Genomic DNA, 21,432 nt, shown 5'->3' with positions numbered 1-21,432 from the left:
TATTACAATACATTAACACGCAACAAAGCTTTTGGTTCATCTGTAACTAAAAGCTTTTGCTTTTTTGTACCCGTAAGTATTAGTATTTTAGAATATGAATAACCTTCGAGAGGTTCGTTTAATTTTTTCCATTCTGCAACACCTTTTACAGCTATATCCTCGTCTAACTCAATAATACCTTCCCTGTAACGCATTTGCTTATTAATCCCAAACAATCCCGTACTTTTTTTACTGTACTCTTTTAAATAAGCTTCTAGTTTTTCTGGTGCATCATTTCTAAATCCAGAGTTTTTATTAAAATCTTTCACTAAATGAATATACTTAAAAGACTTATCTAAATTGGATGCTTTTACAATTGCTTTTTCGGTATTTGTTGCAATAAAAAAATCTTGACTTTTAACATCGTCTATAATTTTACGCCAATTCTTATCAGCTTTCACCTCGACCGTTACATGATAATACACGCATTTTCTACCACTTAGCGGAGCAATTAAAGGAACTTCAATATGTTTGGCCTTACCTATAATTTTTGCGTACTCTTTTCTTTTAATACTATTTACGCTTTTTTTACGACTTTTTTTAAACTCACGAAGCATTCTGTTTTTTCTACTAAAATAGAAAAATAAAAGGCCAATAATTATTACAGTCAAAAACATACAAACAGGAATTAAAACCTGTTTATTTTCTTGAAGAAATGATAAAATATTTTCCATAATTTAATTAACTGTCGCGTTTTACAAGTGCATAATAATCACCTTCAAGTTCTAAATACCCTTGATCGTAAACAAAATAATAAACCGTTTGCGCTTTGGTGGTATAAATACTTGTAAAGTAATTAAAATCGAAACCCGCCTCGATTAATTTTGCTCGCGAAGTTCGTGTTTTTTTATCAGGATTTAAAGTTTCTAGAACACGATAATTTTTCCGAAGCCTATTATTAGTATTTCGAATCAAGTTTTTACTATCCTTATTCACCCTATTATTATAAGCATTTCTGCAACCATCGGAACAGAATTTTTTATCAATCCTACCAATAATTTTATCTCCACATTCTGGACATTGTTTCTGCATAATTTTTCTTGGTTTTTTTAGTATCTGTATACTTTTACTTTTCTAACACCCAATCTATTAAATCCTTCCTATCTATAATTGACCAACTATGAGGATGCCGTTCCCCATTTGAACGAAATTCTTTATCCTTTGTTTGTATATACTCAATATCTTTAAAATTAGCCTTTTTCAAATTTTCTGAAAGTTTTTTAATATAGTAAGCATTCATTTCTTCGTATTCAGACATATAATGTTTCTTCCACCACAGTGTATCTGGCTCTGTGTAAAATCTAATTTTAGTGTTTTTTAAATCCGATTTTTCAATTTTGAGTGAGTTCCGCCAACAAATACCAACTCCCAAATATAATCAAAAACACATCCGTTTACAAACGACTACAAACGATTTTAAATAAGTAATTACCGAATAAAACTTGGAAGCTGTAAGATATTTGCAGTGTTGAATCGATTGAGGTTCAATAGTATTAACTGTTTAACGAGCTTACCATAGACGGTAAGCATAAAAAAATTTAAATTATGAACGCACTTAGAAACAAAGTACAGTTGATTGGTAGATTAGGGCAAGACCCAGAAATTGTAAACTTTACCGATGGTAATAAAATGGCGAAATTTTCGCTAGCTACCGACGATAGTTACAAAGACAAAAACGGAAACAAAGTAGAGCGTGCTTACTGGCACAACATTGTGGTTAGAGGTGGCCTTGTAAAAGTTGTAGAAAGCTATGTTACCAAAGGAAAAGAAATTGCCATAGAGGGTAAATTAACAAACCGAAGCTACGATGATAAAGATGGAAACAAACGTTATGTCACAGAAATTGTTTGCAACGAATTACTCATGCTAGGAAAATAAAATAACACTTAGCCTAAAATATGTTTTATAATGCAGCTTTTAATTGAGGGATTAGGGCTGCATTTTTTTCATAAAATTATGTTATCAAATCTCAGTTTCATATCTCTAAAACAAGGCAAAAAAAATAATATCCATTAATTTTCAAAACTCAAAATTAAATAATAATTCTTATTTGAAGGAATTCAAACACACAAAAAGATCGATGAAATACATTTTTAATAGATTAAATGTAATATTTGTAATCATAAATATATATAAAAACGAATTATTTACTTATGTTTGGCGCTTTCAATGCCCCAAACATGAAGAGTTTCTTATTTATAATCTACATATTTAGTCTATGCTCATATGCGCAAGACGATGTATACTTCCCGGAAAAAAGCAAAGGAGAGTTATACGAATATGCCAAATTCACAAATGCAGGAAGCTTAGATTTAAACCTTAAAGATGTTAGAAGAAGCCCATTACTACATTTTCAAGAATTAGAATCAAATAATCAAAGTGCAGGATTCACATCAGATAATTATTGGATTCGTTTTAAACTCGAAAATAGTAATGCAGAATCTAAAACCTACTATTTAGAAACTGGCCGCCCTATCACAGATTTTGCCGAGCTTTATCAAATTTCAAAAACCAAAACAGAAATTTTTAAAAGTGGCGATCAAATTGATTTTAAAGACAAACAGGTTAATCATAGATCTACCATATTCAAAATTAAACTACCACCAAGCGAAACACAGCAAATTTATATTCATTTAAAGAGCGACGGAGAAACCATAAACTTGCCTTTAAACCTATATGATGAAGCCCTATTTTGGAAAAAAAACTACTTACAGCAATTTTTTCTAGGTTTATTTTATGGTTTACTACTTTTAGCTGGCATTATATACTTATTCTTTTATAATACTATAAAAGAAAAGGCCTTTTTGTATTATGGCCTCTACGTGTTTTCCATTTGTTTAATGCAAGCGGCATTAGATGGTTTTATACACGAATATATTTTTACAAATGCTAGCTTTATTAATAGCAGAATAGTACTTATAACTGCATTGTTTTCAAACTTCTATTTACTTAAATACTGCGAGCATTTTTTACATATAAATACTCATTTAAAATCATATAAAACCGCTTACTACGTTGCGTACGGTATTCTCGCTCTTTTATTTATTTTAATATTTATAAACTCAAAATCGTTGGAAATTGTATATCCAATTAGCAATCTAAATGGCCTATTTAGCTTAATATTAATTTTATCGAGTGTTTTTACACTACGCTATAAAAACATTGAAATAGACTCTTATTTTTCTTTTGGTATTTTATTCTTAGTTATTGGCCTTTTAGGTTTTGTAATGAACAATTTAAGCTTAGTACCCAACAACTTTTATACTTTGAATAGCTCAAAATTCGGATCTGGTCTAGAGGTTATTTTCTTATCACTTTCTATGACCAACTTAATTAAATTTATGCGTATCCAAAAAGAAAAACTACAAGAGGAAGCTTTAATAAAATCGGAAGAAATAGGAGAACTTAAAACCTATTTTATGTCTAATATGAGCCACGAACTTAGAACGCCTATTAATGCCATAATGGGCATTGCAGAAATTGAATTAGGCCGGAAAAAAAATAAAAAAACCAACGAGTCTTTTGAAATTATAAAAAATGCTTCAATAAGTTTATTAAGCAATGTAAACGATATTATAGACTTTGAAAAAATTGAAAACAACAAATTAAAACTTAGCCCTGTAGTATTTAACCCAAGCATTAAACTACAGGAGATTAGCGACAATTGGCAAATTGAAGCGGCAAAAAAAGGACTCGCTTATAAGTTTGATTTAGATAATAGAATTCCAGAAAAAATATTAGCCGACTCTACGCGATTTTTACAAATTATAAATAACGTTTTAGCCAATGCCTTAAAATTTACCGATAAAGGAAGTATTTATTTTAAATTAATTTGCAATGAAATAAACACAGACACTTGCCAGTTTTCCATTCAAATTTCGGACACCGGAATTGGTATTGATGAAAACTCCATTAAAAATGTATTTGAAAGCTTTAGTCAAATGCGCTTAAACCACAAACGCGAATTTGGCGGTATCGGTCTTGGCTTAACCATTGCCTACCATATTGTTAAGTTATTTGATGGCGAAATAAAAATTAACAGCGAGATAAATAGAGGTACAAGTGTATTTATCAATTTAAACTTTAGATACATTTCCGAAGAACAAAAATCAGTTAAAAGCATTATAAACACTTATAGAAACAAACCCTTGAAAATACTAATAGCCGAAGACAATAAGATAAACCAAATGGTATTATCACGAATTCTAAAAACGCAAAAAAACATATCGTTTACAATAACCAATAATGGAAAAGAAGCAATAGAAAACCTTAAAATCGAACATTTTGATATTATTCTAATGGATTTACAAATGCCAATAATGGATGGTTATGAAGCGACACAAATCATTAAAAACGGAAGTTTAGGATCAACGATAGAAAGTATTCCAATTATTGCAATTACTGCAGATGCGATTGATGAAACTAAAGAACATGTACTAAAACTTGGTATGTGCGATTACATTACCAAACCACTAAATCAAGATTTATTATTCGAAAAAATATACACCCACTGCTTTCCTGATAGTATTTTAAAAATTGCTTAAATTAAATTGAAGTTTTCAAACATTATCAATATTAAAATAACCACCCTTATTTTCTTTTCGTTCTAAGGATTGATTCACAATTAAATGGGCTACATTTAGCATATTACGCAATTCGCATAGCGAAGTTGTTATCTTCGATTTTTTGTAAAACGCCTCCACTTCATCATAAATTAAATCCAAACGTTTAACAGCACTCTTAAGTCGGTCGTCGCTACGAACAATACCAACATAATCACGCATAATAGCCTGTAATTGTTTTAAGTTATGCTGAATAATAACATGCTCCTTAGCGATACTCGTACCTTTATCATCCCAATCCGGAATCTCTAAACTTAAAACCTCTAAAGCTTTATTGCTATGGTATTTAAAAATATTATGTGCATAAACCATAGCTTCTAATAAAGAATTTGATGCCAATCTATTTGCACCATGAAGCCCGGTATTTGTACACTCACCACAAGAAAATAAATTTTTAATAGATGTTTTCCCATCCATATCTACATCAATACCACCACACAAATAATGCGAAGCTGGAACTACAGGAATCCAATCGGTTTTTATATCAATATGGTTATCCAAACACTTTTGATAAATATTAGGAAAATGCGCTTTAAAAGCATCAATATCTAAATGAGAACAATCCAAAAACACGTGAGTTTCTCCAGATTTTTTAAGCTCACTATCAATACTTTGAGATACAATATCACGCGATGCTAATTCGGCACGCTCATCGTAATCTGGCATAAAACGATGTCCACTTTTATTACGCAAATAGGCACCAAAACCACGAACAGCTTCGGATATTAAAAAGGACGATTGATCGCCACGAACATCATACAAAGCCGTAGGATGAAACTGAACAAACTCCATATAGGAAATCTTTGTTTTAGCCCGGTATGCCATAGCAATACCATCTCCAGTTGCAATAACAGGATTGGTTGTATGACCGTAAACACGACCTATTCCACCAGAAGCTAATAAAGTGCTACTTGCTTTAATAGTGAATATTTCTCCCGATTTCTGGTTTAAAACATAAGCGCCGTAACAGCCTTTTTTAGATGGTTTTGGCTTTTTAATATGATGATTTGTTATTAAATCTATTGCAAAATGATGCGGCAGTAAAGTAATGTTTGGTAATTGATGCACACGCTTTAATAAAGCCATTTCAATTTCCAAACCGGTAATATCTTTGTGATGTACTATTCGAAATTCCGAATGCCCGCCTTCCTTACCTAAATCTAAATTCCCAATGGCATCTTCATCAAAATTAGCACCCCATTCCAATAACTCTTTTAAGCGATCTGGACCTTCATTAACCACCATTTCCACGACTTCCCTATTACAAAGTCCGTCGCCCGCAATCAATGTGTCATCTACATGTTTTTTAAACGAATCTTTTTCATGGTTTAAAACAATAGCAACACCACCTTGAGCATACTTAGTGTTCGATTCTTCCTCGGAAGATTTTGTTACTATAATAACATTCCTTTCCGGAAATTTCTCAGCAATTTTAACCGAAAACGTTAATCCTGCAATTCCTGAACCAATTACTAAATAGTCTGCCTTTACCATATTATTTTGAGAGTTCTAACATACGTTCAATTGGTAATAATGCGCGTTCACGAATTTTCTCGTCAACATCAATCTGCGGCGATTCGTTAAGTAAACAATCGTATAATTTTTGCATGGTATTCATTTTCATAAAATGACATTCACTACAAGCACAAGTATTATCTTCCTTTGCTGGTGCGGGAATTAATTCTGTGTTTGGCATTTCTTCTTGCATTTTATGCAGAATACCAGCTTCTGTAGCTACAATAAATTTTTCATCGGCATGCTCTCTAACAAAATTTATCATGCCAGAAGTAGAGCCAATATAAGTGGCTGTATCTAAAATATGAGTTTCAGATTCTGGATGCGCTATAATTTTATGAGCTGGATATTTTTTATGTAATTCAATTAATTTATCAATAGAAAATGCTTCATGAACAATACAACTACCGTCCCAAAGTAACATATCACGCCCAGTTTCATTAATTATGTATTGTCCTAAATTTCTATCTGGAGCAAATATAATTGGCGTTTCTTTTGGTATAGATTGCACTATTTTCAATGCATTGGAAGAAGTACAAACAATATCACTTAATGCCTTAATTTCAGCAGAACAATTCACGTAAGTGATTACTACATGATTGGAATGTTCTTTTGTAAACGCTTCAAAATCTGCTGGCGGACAAGAATCGGCTAGAGAGCATCCTGCATTTACATCTGGTAAAACAACGGTTTTAGATGGATTTAAAATCTTCGCAGTTTCGGCCATAAAATGCACACCCGCAAATACAATAACATCAGCATCGGTTTCGGCTGCCTTTTGAGACAAACCTAAACTATCACCAACATAATCGGCTATATCTTGGATTTCTGGTACCTGATAATAGTGCGCCAAAATAACAGCATTTTTTTCCTTTTTTAAACGATTTATTTCTTTTACTAAATCCATGTTATTCCTCATTTAATTACAAATATCTTAATTAAAATGCGTATTAAATTCAGAATCGCCTAAAAAAACCTTGGGAATAAAAAACAAGCATTCTTTTTATAAAATCTTTAAATTATTGTTAAGTAAACTCTTAAATAAATAACAAAAAGAAAAAAGCGCTTTGTTATAATATAAACAAAGCGCTTTAATTTTATGCTTTAATAGTCAAACTTTGAATTTCTAATTGAATCTCGTTTAAAGTAAGTTCTCCTTTAAAAAGTTCTGATAAAACAGATTCTTTAATATCTAAAAACTCATTTTTGAAATTATTAAAAAGTGACTGATAATACGCAACACCCATTTTCATGTTTTTAGTAAAATTGATTAAGTATTTCTCATCTTTTTTACTCATAGAAACTCTAGCCTCTGCTAATTTATTTTTTAAAAAATCAATATAAATATCCAGCTCTTTAATAAATAAATTAGGCCTATCTGTGCGAGAAACCATATTATCACGCCCGTAAATATGATCGGTAATATTCTTCAAGCTCATTATTTTAGAATAATAAGCCATGTTTGGTCCCGGACAAACAGAAACACCTTCGCCTTCCGTTTTAGTATCAAGACCATACGCTAAAAGTGCCGAAGTACCCAAACCTACACAAGTGCAAGATTTTTCAATAATTTTATTGTATTGATTTTGATAGTTTTCTGGAGATAACTCTTGTTCTTTTAAAGCTTTTATTTTAAAATGCTGATATTCTCTTGATGCGGTACAAACTCCAGACTCTTTAAACTCTTTATTCATAGCCACAAATTTCTTAGGGCAAGAACTACCAGGTCTTCCTTTATCTATTAAAACTTGTTTTTCAGCATCTTTCGTGTTATCCCTTAGGTTATTAAAAGGTACACCTAACGGAGAAACATCGCTTAAATACAAATCTTTTTCTTCAGCTTTAGCTAACATATCTAAAGTTCCTTTATCCACAGCTGTGGCTTCGGGTACTAATAAAAATGGACTACCCCAACCTATAGAATCTAAATTATAATGGTTTATTAAAAAATCATGTTCCTCATAAGTTCCTACACCACCTTGTGCTGTAATTTCAAAACTTAATTCTTCATGAGGAATTACTCTATTTTGATTTAAAAGCTCCTGACTTAATACGCTATAAATAGCTTTTTGAAGCTCATCCCTGTTCGCTTTAAACTCAGCCAAAACAGGACCTAAAAGATATCCCTCGGTTGCGAAAGCATGGCCACCACAATTTAAACCAGATTCAATTCTGTATTCCGAAACCCATAAACCTTTTTTTGCTAAAAATTTACCTTGAATTAATGCCGATCTATAATCGCTAACTTTCAAGATAATACGTTTATTTAAAAGGCCATTTTCGTCTGGAAAAAAATCATTAAATTGAGACATATACGCATACAATCTCGGGTTCATACCTGCAGAAAGCACTACGGAAGAATTTAATTTACTATTAGCAAAACCACGCAATGCAGCATGTGCATCGTTAAATTCTACTGGTAATTTTTCATCCTTTATGTAATTATCTTTATCCACCTTTGTCATGATATTAACATCGATGGCTCCCATAGATAAATTACTAGCAACCCAGTTTTTAACCTTAGAAAAATCTAATTCTTTAGATGTTAATTTTTCAAACTCAGACTTCATTTTAGATCCATCAGGCAACATACTGATATAATTAAAAAGTTCTTCGCTTTTTTCTGCCGAAACATTTTTTAATTCTTCAAATTTCTTGCTTGCTAAATCGCTAATTAGATTTAAATAAGAGGTAACTCTTTTGGCTCTAAAATCTTCTATTTTATCTGTAATCTCATGATAAGGAACCTCAAATTTTTCGCTGTACATTTTCCTTAATTTTTCAAGTAGAATATCATCTACCAAAGAAATTACAGAATCCATACCATACTGTGCAACTTTTAAAGGCGTATCTATCGTAAATCCTATTCCCATTACAGGAATATGAAATGAATGTGTATTTTTCATGTTAAGTCAATTAATCAACAAAAGTACAACAGGAATAGGCGCATAAAAATGACATATATCATACTTTTAAACCGTTAAAATGATTTTGTTCTAACCATAGCAGCTAAGAAAAACATTTATTCTACCCCACTTTATTATAAACAATATGACATAATTAACTTTTTTTTTAATTATTCATAATAAGAAATCTACAAACAACAAAAATTAATAAAACTTTACACAGCCTGCTATGATTAAGAATTGCTTTAGTACTTTTATGTTTTAATTCTAGAATAGAAACAAAATCATGTCTGTAGAGCCAAAATTAACACGATTTAATCAAAGTGTGTTGTCTAAATACCAAATTTACAATAGTATTTTTATGACATTACCATTTGATACTATAACAAAAACTGGCGTATTACTGCCGTTGTTTCACGAAACTTGCGAAAAAGGATTTCAGCAAGGTGACGACCCAACAACCATTGTAAATACGTTTTTTAAAAAATATCAAGGTCGTAGGTCTGAAGAAAGTCAAATAAACCTTTTGTTTCGTTTTATTCAATACATAGAGCGTCAAGTAGTATTGTTTGATGCTGTTGAAGATGCCGCCTTCCCTATTGTAAATAATATGGATGGTATTGGAACACTTAGAAACCTTAAAGAAACGGCCACTTCGGAAAACCAATTAGAAGCACTTCAAGATTATCTTGAAGAGTTTAAAGTCCGCATTGTTTTAACGGCTCACCCAACACAATTTTACCCAGGTTCTGTTTTAGGTATTATTACCGATTTATCTAACGCTGTAAAAGAAAACAACCTAAACGGTATTAACGATTTGTTTGCACAATTAGGAAAAACACCATTTTTTAAACGTGAAAAACCAACACCTTACCATGAAGCTAAAAGCTTAATTTGGTATTTAGAAAATGTGTTTTACGAATCGTTTGGAGATATTTACAACTATATCCAAACAAATATTTACGACGATACTAAAAAGCATAACGAAATAATAAACATTGGCTTTTGGCCAGGTGGAGATAGAGACGGAAACCCTTTTGTTAAACCAAACACTACGGTAAAAGTTGCTAATAAATTAAAACAATCTATACTTAAAAAATACTATGCCGATCTTAGAAACTTAAGACGTAAACTAACGTTTAGAGGTGTAGAAGAGCGTATTATTAAGCTTGAAACTATTTTATACAATTACAGTATAAACTTAAAAACCGAAAAAACGATAACCGCTAAAGAGCTTCTTAGAGAGTTATTAAACATTAGAGACATAATTAAAGCCGACCATCAGTCACTTTACATTCACGAAATTAATAGCTTAATTAATAAAATCCATCTGTTCGGGTTCAATTTTGCATCTTTAGATATCAGGCAAGATAGCCGTATTCACCACACGGTGTTTACTACGGTTATTGATAATTTAATTGAAAAAAACCACCCATCATTTCCTAAAAACTATCATAAATTATCAGACGAAGAACAAGTTCAAATTCTTTCGGAAGTAAGTGGTGATAAAATAGATATTGATGTTTTTTTTTGAAGACGAAATGGTAAGCAATACGCTTAAAACCATTAAAGCCATCAAAAAAATCCAAAAAACAAATGGTGAACGCGGTGCAAACCGATACATAATTAGTAACAACCAAACCGCCTTAAACGTTATGCAACTTTTTGCTATGCTAAAATTAGTAGCGTTTAAAGATGATTTAACGGTGGATGTTGCTCCTCTTTTTGAAACCATTCCAGATTTAGAAAACGCTGCAGGCGTTATGGAACAGTTATACAACAACCCTACATATCGCGCACATTTAGAAAAACGAGATAACAAGCAAACTATAATGTTAGGCTTCTCTGACGGTACAAAAGATGGTGGATACCTTATGGCAAACTGGGGAATTTACAAAGCAAAAGAACGCTTAACTACCATTTCTAGAGAACACGGTATTACAGCCATTTTCTTTGATGGTCGTGGTGGCCCCCCAGCACGTGGTGGTGGAAAAACACACCAATTCTACTCATCTTTAGGTCCAACAATCGAGGATAAAGAAGTACAATTAACCATACAAGGGCAAACTATTAGTTCTAATTTCGGAACCTTAGAATCATCTCAATACAATTTAGAACAATTAATAAGTTCTGGCATCTCTAACCGACTTGGTAAAAACAACGAAGCCATGAGCCAAGAAGATAAAGTTGTAATGAACGATCTAGCCGAAACAAGCTACACCGCTTATAAAGATTTTAAAAGTCACGACATGTTTATCCCGTATTTGGAACGCATGAGTACTTTAAAATACTATGCTAAAACAAATATTGGTTCGCGTCCATCAAAACGAGGAAGTTCAGATAAGTTAGTCTTTTCAGATTTAAGAGCCATTCCTTTTGTAGGCTCTTGGAGTCAGTTAAAACAAAACGTACCAGGTTTCTTTGGTGTAGGTAAAGCATTAAAAGCATACGAAGATCGTGGTGAATTTCATAAAGTTGAGCAACTGTATAACAACTCAAAATTCTTTAAAACACTGTTAGAAAACAGTATGATGTCTTTAACAAAATCGTTTTTCGATTTAACAAAATACATGTCCAAAGACGAAGAGTTTGGAGCCTTTTGGGATATTATTCATAACGAGTATTTATCCACTAAAGCCTTATTACTTAAGCTAACAGGCTACAAAGAACTTATGGAGAATGAGCCTGCAGGCCGTGCCTCTATTCAAGTTCGTGAATCTATCGTGCTTCCATTGCTTACTATACAGCAATACGCCCTTAAAAAGATTCAAGAATTAGAAAAAGCCGAAGTTCGTGACGAAGAACAAATTAAAATATTTGAAAAAATTGTTACACGTTCATTATTCGGAAACATTAATGCAAGTAGAAACTCAGCATAATATAAAGTTTACATAAAACAAGTAAAAGCCTCCTAAAATAGGGGGCTTTTTTAATTCAAATAAGTTTGTGTTTTTGGGCGCAACCCTTTGGGTCGGGCTATTCGCTGCAAGTCCTCGCCACCCCAATTACCATTGGTGCAGCTGTGGGCTTTCCACTGCTATCCCTTGCGCATAGATTGCAGCTATGGTTTACATAGGCTATCAAAAGCTAAAACCTCTACTCCTTAAACTATATAAAAGTACGCGTGATCAAAATATTAAAAATCATTCATAAAACACAAAATCGTAATCAATAAATTTCAAACAAAAAAAAGGGTGTTTCACATAAAGCAAAACACCCTTCAATTAAAAAATATAAGTGATTAGTTAAATAGTTCGAATTTAATGATCGTTAGATCTAAAATCAGGATATGCTTCCATTCCATGCTCATGAGAATCCAAACCTTCAAGTTCTTCTTTCTCAGAAACGCGAATACCAACAACCTTCTTCAATGTAAATATAATAATAAACGAGGTTATTAAACAAAAACCAGCATAACAAGCCACACCAATTAATTGCGCCATAAAGTTATGTTCTGGGTTGGTTGAAAATATACCAACTGCTAAAGTTCCCCAAATACCACAAATTAAATGCACAGCAATAGCACCAACTGGATCATCAAGTTTTAAAGCATCAACACAACTAACAGCTAACACAATAAGTACACCTGCAATAGCACCAATAATAATAGCACTAGTAGGCGTCATAACATCTGCTCCTGCAGTAATACCTACCAAACCACCTAAAATACCATTTAAAAACATGGTTAAATCTAGGTTTTTGTATTTTAAAAAAGTAAACAAAGCAGCAACAATACCACCAGCAGAAGCAGCTAAACAGGTAGTTACTAATGTTAAAGATGTTAATTCTGGATTAGCCGAAAGCACAGAACCTCCATTAAAACCAAACCACCCTAACCAAAGGATTAAAACACCTGCGGTTGCTAAAGGTATATTATGGCCAGGAATAGCCTGTGGCTTTCCATTTTTAAATTTCCCGATACGAGGACCTAATAAGAAAACAGCAACTAATGCCGCCCAACCACCTACAGAGTGAACTAAAGTAGAACCTGCGAAATCGTAAAAACCAAGTTGATCTAAAAATCCGCCACCCCATTTCCATGATCCAGCTATTGGATATACAAATCCAACGTAGATTATAGTAAAAATCATGAATGGTCCAATTTTCATACGTTCGGCAACGGCTCCAGAAACAATAGTTGCAGCAGTTGCAGCAAACATACCTTGAAATAAAAAGTCTGTCCAATATGTATACCCTTCATTATATGTTAAATCTAAAGCACCTTCTGCTGTTAATGGAGAATCTAATCCAAAGCCGGCAAAACCAAAAATCCCTGCAGAACCTTCAGCAAAACCAGGATACATTAAATTAAAGCCCACTAAACAATATAAGAGTAAGCCAATAGTAACGATAAAAATATTTTTAAATAATATGTTTAATGTATTTTTCTGTCTCGTTAGTCCAATTTCTAAAAATGCAAAACCTGTATGCATAAAGAAAACTAAAGCCGTACAGATCATCATCCATACATTATTTATTGTAAGTAATTCCATGTTATTAGTTTAAGTCTATAATTATTTTAATGTGTCGCTTCCTTTTTCACCGGTTCTTATACGGTAGCATTCCTGTACATCGGATACAAATATTTTGCCATCGCCAACTTCTCCTGTTCCTGCAGAATCAATAATTGTTTGTACTGTTGCATCAGCAAAATCATCGTTTACAACAATGGAAAGATATCTACGCTGTATATCACTAGTGCTATAACTAACACCACGATAAACATGCCCTTCCTTCTCATTTCCAAGACCGGTTACGTCCCAATAAGAAAAAAAGATAACACCTATTTCATGCAAAGCTTCTTTAACTACACGGTATTTAGATTTTCTAATAATCGCTTCAATTTTTTTCATAATTTAATTCTTAATAAGTTTAGTTCGTTAAAGTAAAAAATATTTAAGTTCTATAAACTAGAATTCAAGTGGTTTCTCAAATAGTTATAAACGTCCAAAAAGATGCCTTGTTCAGGCATCTTTTTGGATATTTATAAATTATAACATATTTTATTCTTCTTCAATTTCTCTTTGTCTCTTACCAGGGTAAGCGATAGATCCATGTTCGTACCAGTCAAGACCATCAATTTCTTCTTTTTCAGAAACTCTTAATCCCCATATCTTTTTCATAATTCCTAAGAAAATAAAAGATAATCCAATAGCCCATGCAGCATATGCTAAAACTCCGATAGCTTGTGCGCCTAATTGAGCAGCACCTCCACCATTAAATATTCCAATTCCAGCATCACCATCAACACCCCAAAGACCAATAACTAAAGTCCCCCAAGCACCACAAACACCGTGTACTGAAATAGCACCTACAGCATCATCAATTTTTAATGTTTTTTCAACAAAACCAATTGCAAATACAACAAGTATACCACCAACAAGACCAGCTAATACAGCACCGCCTTCGCTCATGTTACCACAACCAGCAGTAATACTTACTAAACCAGCAAGCGCTCCATTTAAAGTCATACTTAAGTTTGGTTTTCCATTTTTAAACCAAGTTAAAAGCAAAGCACCTAAAGCACCAGCAGAAGCCGCTAAGTTAGTTACTAAAACAACTTGAGAAGCAGCAACAGCATCATCTCCACCCCAAGCTAATTGAGAACCACCGTTAAAACCAAACCATCCTAACCAAAGAATAAACACACCTAAAGTAGCGTACATTTGGTTATGACCGTGCATTTCAACAGGTTTACCATCTAAGAACTTCCCAATTCTAGGACCTACCATCCAAGCAGCAACAAGTGCAGCCCATCCACCCACAGAGTGAACAATAGACGATCCAGCAAAATCGATAAATTCAGCAGGCATAATTCCATCGGTATTGTTTAACCAACCACCATTCCATTCCCAACCACCAGCGATTGGATAAATGAATGCAGTTAAAACAACACTAAAAATAGCGTACGTTGTAAATTTTGTTCTTCCGGCTATAGCTCCAGAAACAATAGTTGCAGCGGTTGCAGCAAATACAGTTTGGAAGAATAAATCGGCAGCGCCTTGAGAGAATATAAAGCCTCCCCAGTGAAAAAATCCACCACCTTGATCTGCTCCGTACATTAAAGAGTATCCTATAAACCAGAAGGCTAAAGAACCTACAGCAATATCTAGGAAGTTTTTCATGGCGATGTTTACGGCATTCTTAGAATCCGTCATCCCTGACTCTACTAAGAAAAACCCGGCTTGCATAAAGAACACCAGAATACCTGAGATAAGCATCCACAGCATTCCCATATCGCCCTCGATAGCAGCAGTATCCTGAATTAATAAAGGTAAATTTAATATTGACATCATATTATATTTTTTTTGGTTAGTTAATAATAGCACTATTAAATCCCTGCTTGGTTTAAGCAGGGATTTATAATATTTTAAAGCTTAGAAAGAGTAAATCGCAGCTAAAGTAAATGCAGCTAAACTTTTAGAAGCTACCCCATCACTATCTGGAAAGTTAATTACATCTTCAGAAGCACTATCTAAACGTAATTCAGGCTTAATAATTAAGTTTTCTAAAGTATAACTACCTGTTAATGTAACACCTAAAATACTCTCATCAGCTGGTAAGTTTCCTAAAACTCCTCCATCTTCAAGTTGTTGAAAATATTCTGCTCTTAATCCTACTGTAAAAGAATCAGAAGTTGCTAATTGAGGGTATAATGCAGCACCGTAAAAACCAGCACCATCATTATCTTGGTAAGCAGCATTTATTCCTAAAAAGAAATCATCAGATAAATCAAAACCACCTGTATAGTCTACTTCAAAACCAATACCTGCACCACCATCATAATAAAAGTTTAAGAATTGTCCAGAGTATCCTAATTGAGCACCTAAAGCATAATCACCTGTCATATTATTATTAACATCAGTAACATTCATTAAGGCAGCCATTAAGCTAAAATCATCAGATAAAGCAAAATCTGCTTTTAAACCAACATGAGAAAACGGACCATAAGAGAACATATAAGATGTACTATAGTTAAAGTTTCCAACTGGAGAAATCACCTCATAACCTAAGTACGTATTAAAACGACCCATTGTTAAAGTTGTGCTTTCAGATACATTCCAGTAAGCATATAATTGATTAATAAAAACATCTGAACCCGATCCTACTGCTTGCAGACCTCTAGTTCCGAAAGCTAAATCTGCTACCATACCAGTTGTTGCCCCATCATAAGAAGCAATAATGTTAGCCATTCCTAATGCAAAACCTGTTTGGTCAGCAAATGAAGACTCAGTTGCAGGAGATCCAACATCCGATGCCGTTAAAACAGTTCTGTAGTAAGCATCAACACTACCACTTATTGATAATTTTGATTCATCTTCTTGAGCAAAGCCTATTGCAGCAACAAAAAGCATCGAAAGTGTAATAATTTTTTTCATAATTGTGTTCATTTTTAAGTTATTAGTTTTTTGGTTTATTTAATAAGAACTATCCAAAACTATGTTAAAATATCTTAAACCCTGCAAAAAACAGGGTGTTTTACCTCATTTTTATCAATTACACAATTTTACCCCTAATTTTTTAGGGGTCTTCTTGTGATTATTTTTATTTTTTGATTTTTCAACAAACACATTGTTTGAATTATTGTTAGTCTTTTACAAAAAACAATAGCATTCTTTCCATTAAAACAGACAAATACTACCATTAATTCATATATCTATAATTATCATTAAAAAAAACGAATTGAGTATTTATTAAAAAACCATCATACTTATTGATATATACCTATTTTAATCTTCGCTTCGCCTAAAAAATCGAAATAATGAATTGCCCCTATTGTATTTTAAACACTAGTACATATCTTTACAATTCAACTCAAGTTTTTAAACGATTATGCTGAAGAAACAAGGACTCTATTTACCAGAATTTGAACACGAAAACTGTGGCGCTGGTTTTATTTGTAATCTTAAAGGAGAAAAAACAAATCAAATCATACATGATGCGCTAGAAATTCTAGTAAAATTAGAACACCGTGGAGGCGTTAGTGCCGACGGAAAAACCGGTGATGGCGCTGGTTTATTAATAGATATTCCACACGATTATTTTAAACGCGTATGCGATTTCAGTATTCCTGAGCAAAGAGAATATGCCGTAGGTATGGTGTTTTTACCAAAGGTGAAAAATCAATATAACTTTTGTAAAACAACCTTCGAAAACGAAGTTAAAACACAAGGCCTTTCTATTTTAGGATGGCGTGAAGTCCCTGTCGATTCTTCGCAATTAGGACCAATTGCAGCAGCATCCGAACCAAACATTGAGCAATTATTTGTTGGTAAAACAGAAGACATTACCGATGCCGATTTTAAAGCGAAATTATATGCCGCTAGAAAAATAACAGAACACACCATTCGTGATTCTAAAATTTCTGAAAGCATTTACTTTTACGTTCCAAGTTTTTCTACAAGTACCTTAATATACAAAGGTATTATTATGCCCGAAGATATTGGGCCTTATTATACCGACTTACAGCAAATAGATTTAGTGACTCGTTTAGCTTTGGTACACCAACGTTTCTCGACCAACACTATGCCTACTTGGGAATTAGCACAACCGTTTAGATACATGTGCCAGAATGGTGAAATTAATACCCTTCGTGGAAATGTAAGTAGAATGCGTGTTCGTGAAGAAATCATGAAAAGCGATGTTTTTGGACCGCAAATAGATAAATTATTCCCAATTATTCTTCCAGGAAAATCCGATTCGGCTTCTATGGATATGGTTGTGGAATTATTAACACATACTGGCCGATCGTTACCAGAAATCATGATGATGATGATCCCTGAAGCTTGGGAAAAACACGCTACCATGTCTAAGGAGCGTAAAGCATTTTACGAGTATAACGCTTGTATTATGGAACCTTGGGATGGTCCTGCATCTGTACCATTTACAGATGGTGATTATGTTGGTGCTTTATTAGATAGAAATGGTTTAAGACCATCAAGATATACAGTTACTAAAAGCGGAAAATTAATCATGTCATCAGAAATTGGTGTGGTTGATATCGCTCCGGAAGATATTGAAAGACACGGACGTTTAGAGCCAGGAAAAATGTTCTTGGTAGATATGAACAAGGGTCGTATTATCGAAGATGAAGAAATAAAAAGTAAAATCGTTTCAGAAAGACCATATAAAGAATGGTTAGACAAAACGAGACTTCATCTAAAAGATATACCTTATGATAACGAAACTTGCTCGATAGAAACTATTGATATAAAAACAAGACAACGTTTATTTAACTATACGTTTGAAGATATTCAAGAAGTTATTACGCCAATGGCTATTGTTGGAAAAGAAGCTTTAGGCTCTATGGGGATCGATACACCTTTAGCTGTTTTATCGGATAGACCTCAACTTATTTCAAACTACTTTAAACAATTATTTGCACAAGTTACCAACCCTCCATTAGATGGTATTCGTGAAGAAATAGTAACAGATATTAGTTTAAACCTTGGTAAAGACAGAAACATTTTCAGTATTACCGATAGACAATGTAGAAAACTTAGAATTCAAAATCCGGTAATTTCTAATCCCGATTTAGAAAAAATAAGAAACATTTCAGTTGAAGGTTTTAAGGCAGAAACTATTCAAATGTTATATCCAAAAGCACAAGGGCTTAACGGTCTAGAAGATGCCTTGGAAGATGTTATAGTACAAATAGAAAAAGCATTAGATCGCAAAACAAACATCATTATCCTTTCCGATAGAGGTGTAAATAAAGAGTTTGCTCCAATTCCATGTTTATTAGCTTGTTCTTATGTTAACCACCAATTAAACCGTTTACGTAAGCGTTCTCACTTCGATATCATTATCGAATCTGCAGAACCTCGTGAACCACATCATTTTGCAACTTTATTTGGTTATGGCGCAAGTGCTGTTAACCCTTATATGGTAAACGAAATTATTAGAATGCAAGTTAAAGAAGGCTTCATTACTGGTATGGACGAGCAAAAAGCGGTTGATAATTTCAACAAAGCGATTGGAAAAGGTATTTTAAAAGTAATGAACAAAATTGGAATCTCTACATTACACTCATACAGAGGTTCTCAAATTTTCGAAATTGTTGGTTTCAACTCTCAATTTGTTGAAAAATATTTCCCTTATACCGCTTCAAGAATTGAAGGTATAGGTTTGTATGAAATTGAAAAAGAAATTAACGAACGTTATAAACAAGCCTACCCAGATAATACTATTGATAAAAACTTAGGATTAAATATTGGTGGCGATTACCGTTGGAGAAGAAATGGCGAACGCCACTTATTCAACCCAACAACGGTTGCTAAACTTCAACAAGCCGTTCGCTTAAGCGACCAGGCAAGTTATGATGTTTATGCAAAAGCGATCAACGAGCAATCGGAAAACTTAATGACTATTCGTGGTTTATTTGAATTCGACAACTTAGATCCTATTCCTTTAGAAGAAGTAGAACCATGGACCGAAATCGTTAAACGATTCAAAACAGGTGCTATGTCTTACGGATCTATTTCTCGTGAAGCTCACGAAAACTTAGCGATTGCTATGAACCGTATTGGAGGTAAATCTAATTCTGGTGAAGGTGGAGAAGATCGTAGACGTTTCCAAAAAGATAGTAATGGAGATAGTAGAAACTCTGCAATTAAGCAAGTAGCTTCTGGTCGTTTTGGAGTAACTTCTCACTATTTAACTAGTGCAAAGGAAATTCAAATAAAAATGGCTCAAGGTGCAAAACCTGGAGAAGGGGGACAGTTACCAGGACATAAAGTATTGCCTTGGATTGCTGAAACAAGAAACTCAACACCATTTGTTGGTTTAATTTCACCACCGCCGCATCACGATATTTATTCTATTGAAGATTTAGCGCAGCTTATCTACGATTTAAAAAATGCGAATCGTGAAGCAAGAATTAACGTAAAATTAGTTTCTGAAGTTGGTGTAGGTACAATTGCAGCCGGTGTTTCTAAAGCAAAAGCAGATGTGGTTCTTATATCTGGATACGATGGAGGAACAGGAGCTTCACCGCTTACCTCATTAAAACACGCTGGTTTACCTTGGGAACTTGGTTTAGCCGAAGCACAACAAACTTTAGTTTTAAACAACCTTAGAAGTCGTATTGTTGTAGAATGTGATGGCCAATTAAAAACAGGTCGTGATGTTGCAATCGCAGCTTTATTAGGAGCAGAAGAATTTGGATTTGCAACGGCACCATTAGTAGCTTCTGGATGTATCATGATGCGTAAGTGTCATTTAAATACATGCCCAGTTGGTATCGCCACTCAAGATAAAGAGTTACGTAAAAACTTTAAAGGCACACCAGAGCACGTTATTAACTTCTTCTTCTATATAGCGGAAGAATTAAGAGCAATAATGGCGCAATTAGGTTTTAGAACTTTAGGAGAAATGGTTGGGCAAACCCACAAAATCAATTCTAATAAAGCCATAAACCATTATAAAGCAAAAGGTTTGGATTTATCGGCTATTTTACACAGACCAGAGGCATACAAATCAATGCCTATTAAAAACACCGAGCAACAAGATCATAATTTAGATAACGTTATTGATTTTAGAATTCTTAAAGATTCGCATCGTGCACTTTACAGAAAAGAAAAAATGAACTTATCGTATCCTATTAAAAACACAGACCGTTCGGTTGGTGCGATTGTAAGTAATGAAATTTCTAAAATTTACGGACATCTTGGTTTACCAGAAGATACTTTAAATATTAAATTCACAGGTTCTGCTGGGCAAAGTTTTGGCGCTTTCGGAGCTCATGGCTTAACATTTATGGTTGATGGAAATACCAACGATTATTTAGGTAAAGGTTTATCTGGAGCTAAATTAATCGTGAAGAAACCAGAAAAAGCAGATTTCTTAGCTGAAAAAAATATTATAGTTGGTAACGTTTGTTTATTTGGAGCCGTTCAAGGTGAAGCTTATATAAATGGTATTGCAGGCGAACGTTTTGCAGTAAGAAACTCTGGAGCAACTGCGGTTGTAGAAGGTGTAGGTGATCACTGTTGTGAATACATGACAGGTGGTAAAGTAATTGTTCTTGGTTCTACAGGAAGAAACTTTGCTGCAGGTATGAGTGGTGGTATCGCTTATGTTTACGATCCAGAAAATAAATTTGTAAACGGACTTTGTAATACTGAAACTATAGATTTTGAAGATATTACAGCAGAAGATGCAGCCGATTTAAGAGCAACTATCCAAAATCACGTAACATACACGGAAAGTAAATTAGGTAAAAGATTACTGGAAGATTGGGATACAAGCTTAAGCAATTTTGTTCGCGTTATGCCAACAGAATACAAAAGCGCTTTAATACGCTTAGCAACTGAAGAACCAATGGTAGAAGAATTAACAATAGGATAGGC

13 protein-coding genes and 1 pseudogene are annotated in these 21,432 nt (G+C 33.5%); 4 read left to right on the top strand and 10 right to left on the bottom strand.

Annotated features, from left to right (window positions below; genetic code table 11):
• Positions 1-2 precede the first annotated feature (2 nt).
• From GQR97_RS07210 to GQR97_RS07200, 3 genes are read right to left on the bottom strand one after another with little or no spacing between them, the layout of a single operon-like run.
• Positions 3-713 carry a hypothetical protein gene (locus tag GQR97_RS07210; RefSeq protein WP_158846906.1) on the bottom strand — a complete coding sequence of 237 codons (711 nt, stop codon included), beginning with the start codon at positions 711-713 and terminating at the stop codon, positions 3-5.
• A gap of 7 nt (positions 714-720) precedes the next feature.
• Complete coding sequence (locus GQR97_RS07205; RefSeq protein ID WP_158846904.1) at positions 721-1,071, bottom strand: hypothetical protein; 351 nt, start codon at positions 1,069-1,071, stop codon at positions 721-723.
• Between the two features lie 34 nt (positions 1,072-1,105).
• Entirely contained in the window at positions 1,106-1,297 is a 192-nt protein-coding gene (locus tag GQR97_RS07200) for a hypothetical protein (RefSeq protein ID WP_158846903.1), read from the bottom strand.
• Between the two features lie 287 nt (positions 1,298-1,584).
• Here GQR97_RS07200 and GQR97_RS07195 point away from each other — a divergent pair, with 287 nt between their 5' ends.
• On the top strand, positions 1,585-1,917 hold the full coding sequence (locus GQR97_RS07195; protein WP_158846901.1) for a single-stranded DNA-binding protein: 333 nt from the start codon (positions 1,585-1,587) through the stop codon (positions 1,915-1,917).
• Between the two features lie 302 nt (positions 1,918-2,219).
• Positions 2,220-4,583, top strand: coding sequence for a hybrid sensor histidine kinase/response regulator (locus tag GQR97_RS07190; protein WP_158846899.1), 2,364 nt, complete (start codon positions 2,220-2,222; stop codon positions 4,581-4,583).
• A gap of 15 nt (positions 4,584-4,598) precedes the next feature.
• Here the strand turns inward: GQR97_RS07190 and nadB are convergent, their stop codons facing one another.
• The 3 genes from nadB to GQR97_RS07175 form a co-directional block, all read right to left on the bottom strand.
• Positions 4,599-6,155, bottom strand: a complete 1,557-nt coding sequence (gene nadB / locus GQR97_RS07185; RefSeq protein ID WP_158846897.1) for an L-aspartate oxidase — start codon at positions 6,153-6,155, stop codon at positions 4,599-4,601.
• Between the two features lies 1 nt (position 6,156).
• A complete protein-coding gene (nadA, locus tag GQR97_RS07180; protein ID WP_158846895.1) occupies positions 6,157-7,083 on the bottom strand; it encodes a quinolinate synthase NadA in 927 nt (308 codons plus the stop codon).
• A gap of 190 nt (positions 7,084-7,273) precedes the next feature.
• A complete protein-coding gene (locus GQR97_RS07175; RefSeq protein WP_158846893.1) occupies positions 7,274-9,082 on the bottom strand; it encodes a hypothetical protein in 1,809 nt (602 codons plus the stop codon).
• A 286-nt stretch (positions 9,083-9,368) separates the two neighbouring features.
• Here GQR97_RS07175 and GQR97_RS07170 point away from each other — a divergent pair.
• A pseudogene (locus GQR97_RS07170) lies at positions 9,369-11,961 on the top strand (phosphoenolpyruvate carboxylase).
• A 381-nt stretch (positions 11,962-12,342) separates the two neighbouring features.
• Here GQR97_RS07170 and GQR97_RS07165 read toward each other — a convergent pair.
• The 4 genes from GQR97_RS07165 to GQR97_RS07150 form a co-directional block, all read right to left on the bottom strand.
• Positions 12,343-13,575 carry an ammonium transporter gene (locus GQR97_RS07165; RefSeq protein WP_158846891.1) on the bottom strand — a complete coding sequence of 411 codons (1,233 nt, stop codon included), beginning with the start codon at positions 13,573-13,575 and terminating at the stop codon, positions 12,343-12,345.
• A 21-nt stretch (positions 13,576-13,596) separates the two neighbouring features.
• A complete protein-coding gene (locus GQR97_RS07160) occupies positions 13,597-13,935 on the bottom strand; it encodes a P-II family nitrogen regulator (protein ID WP_158846889.1) in 339 nt (112 codons plus the stop codon).
• Positions 13,936-14,085: 150 nt separating this feature from the next.
• The gene (locus GQR97_RS07155; protein ID WP_158851655.1) at positions 14,086-15,375 is read right to left on the bottom strand and encodes an ammonium transporter; all 1,290 of its coding nucleotides are present in this window, start codon (positions 15,373-15,375) and stop codon (positions 14,086-14,088) included.
• Between the two features lie 84 nt (positions 15,376-15,459).
• Positions 15,460-16,461, bottom strand: coding sequence for an outer membrane beta-barrel protein (locus GQR97_RS07150; RefSeq protein WP_158846887.1), 1,002 nt, complete (start codon positions 16,459-16,461; stop codon positions 15,460-15,462).
• A 454-nt stretch (positions 16,462-16,915) separates the two neighbouring features.
• Here GQR97_RS07150 and gltB point away from each other — a divergent pair, with 454 nt between their 5' ends.
• A complete protein-coding gene (gltB, locus tag GQR97_RS07145) occupies positions 16,916-21,430 on the top strand; it encodes a glutamate synthase large subunit (protein WP_233267622.1) in 4,515 nt (1,504 codons plus the stop codon).
• Positions 21,431-21,432 lie beyond the last annotated feature (2 nt).

This window comes from Algibacter sp. L1A34 (genome assembly GCF_009796805.1).
Lineage (GTDB): Bacteria > Bacteroidota > Bacteroidia > Flavobacteriales > Flavobacteriaceae > Algibacter.
This window is presented reverse-complemented; position numbering and strand designations above follow the sequence as displayed.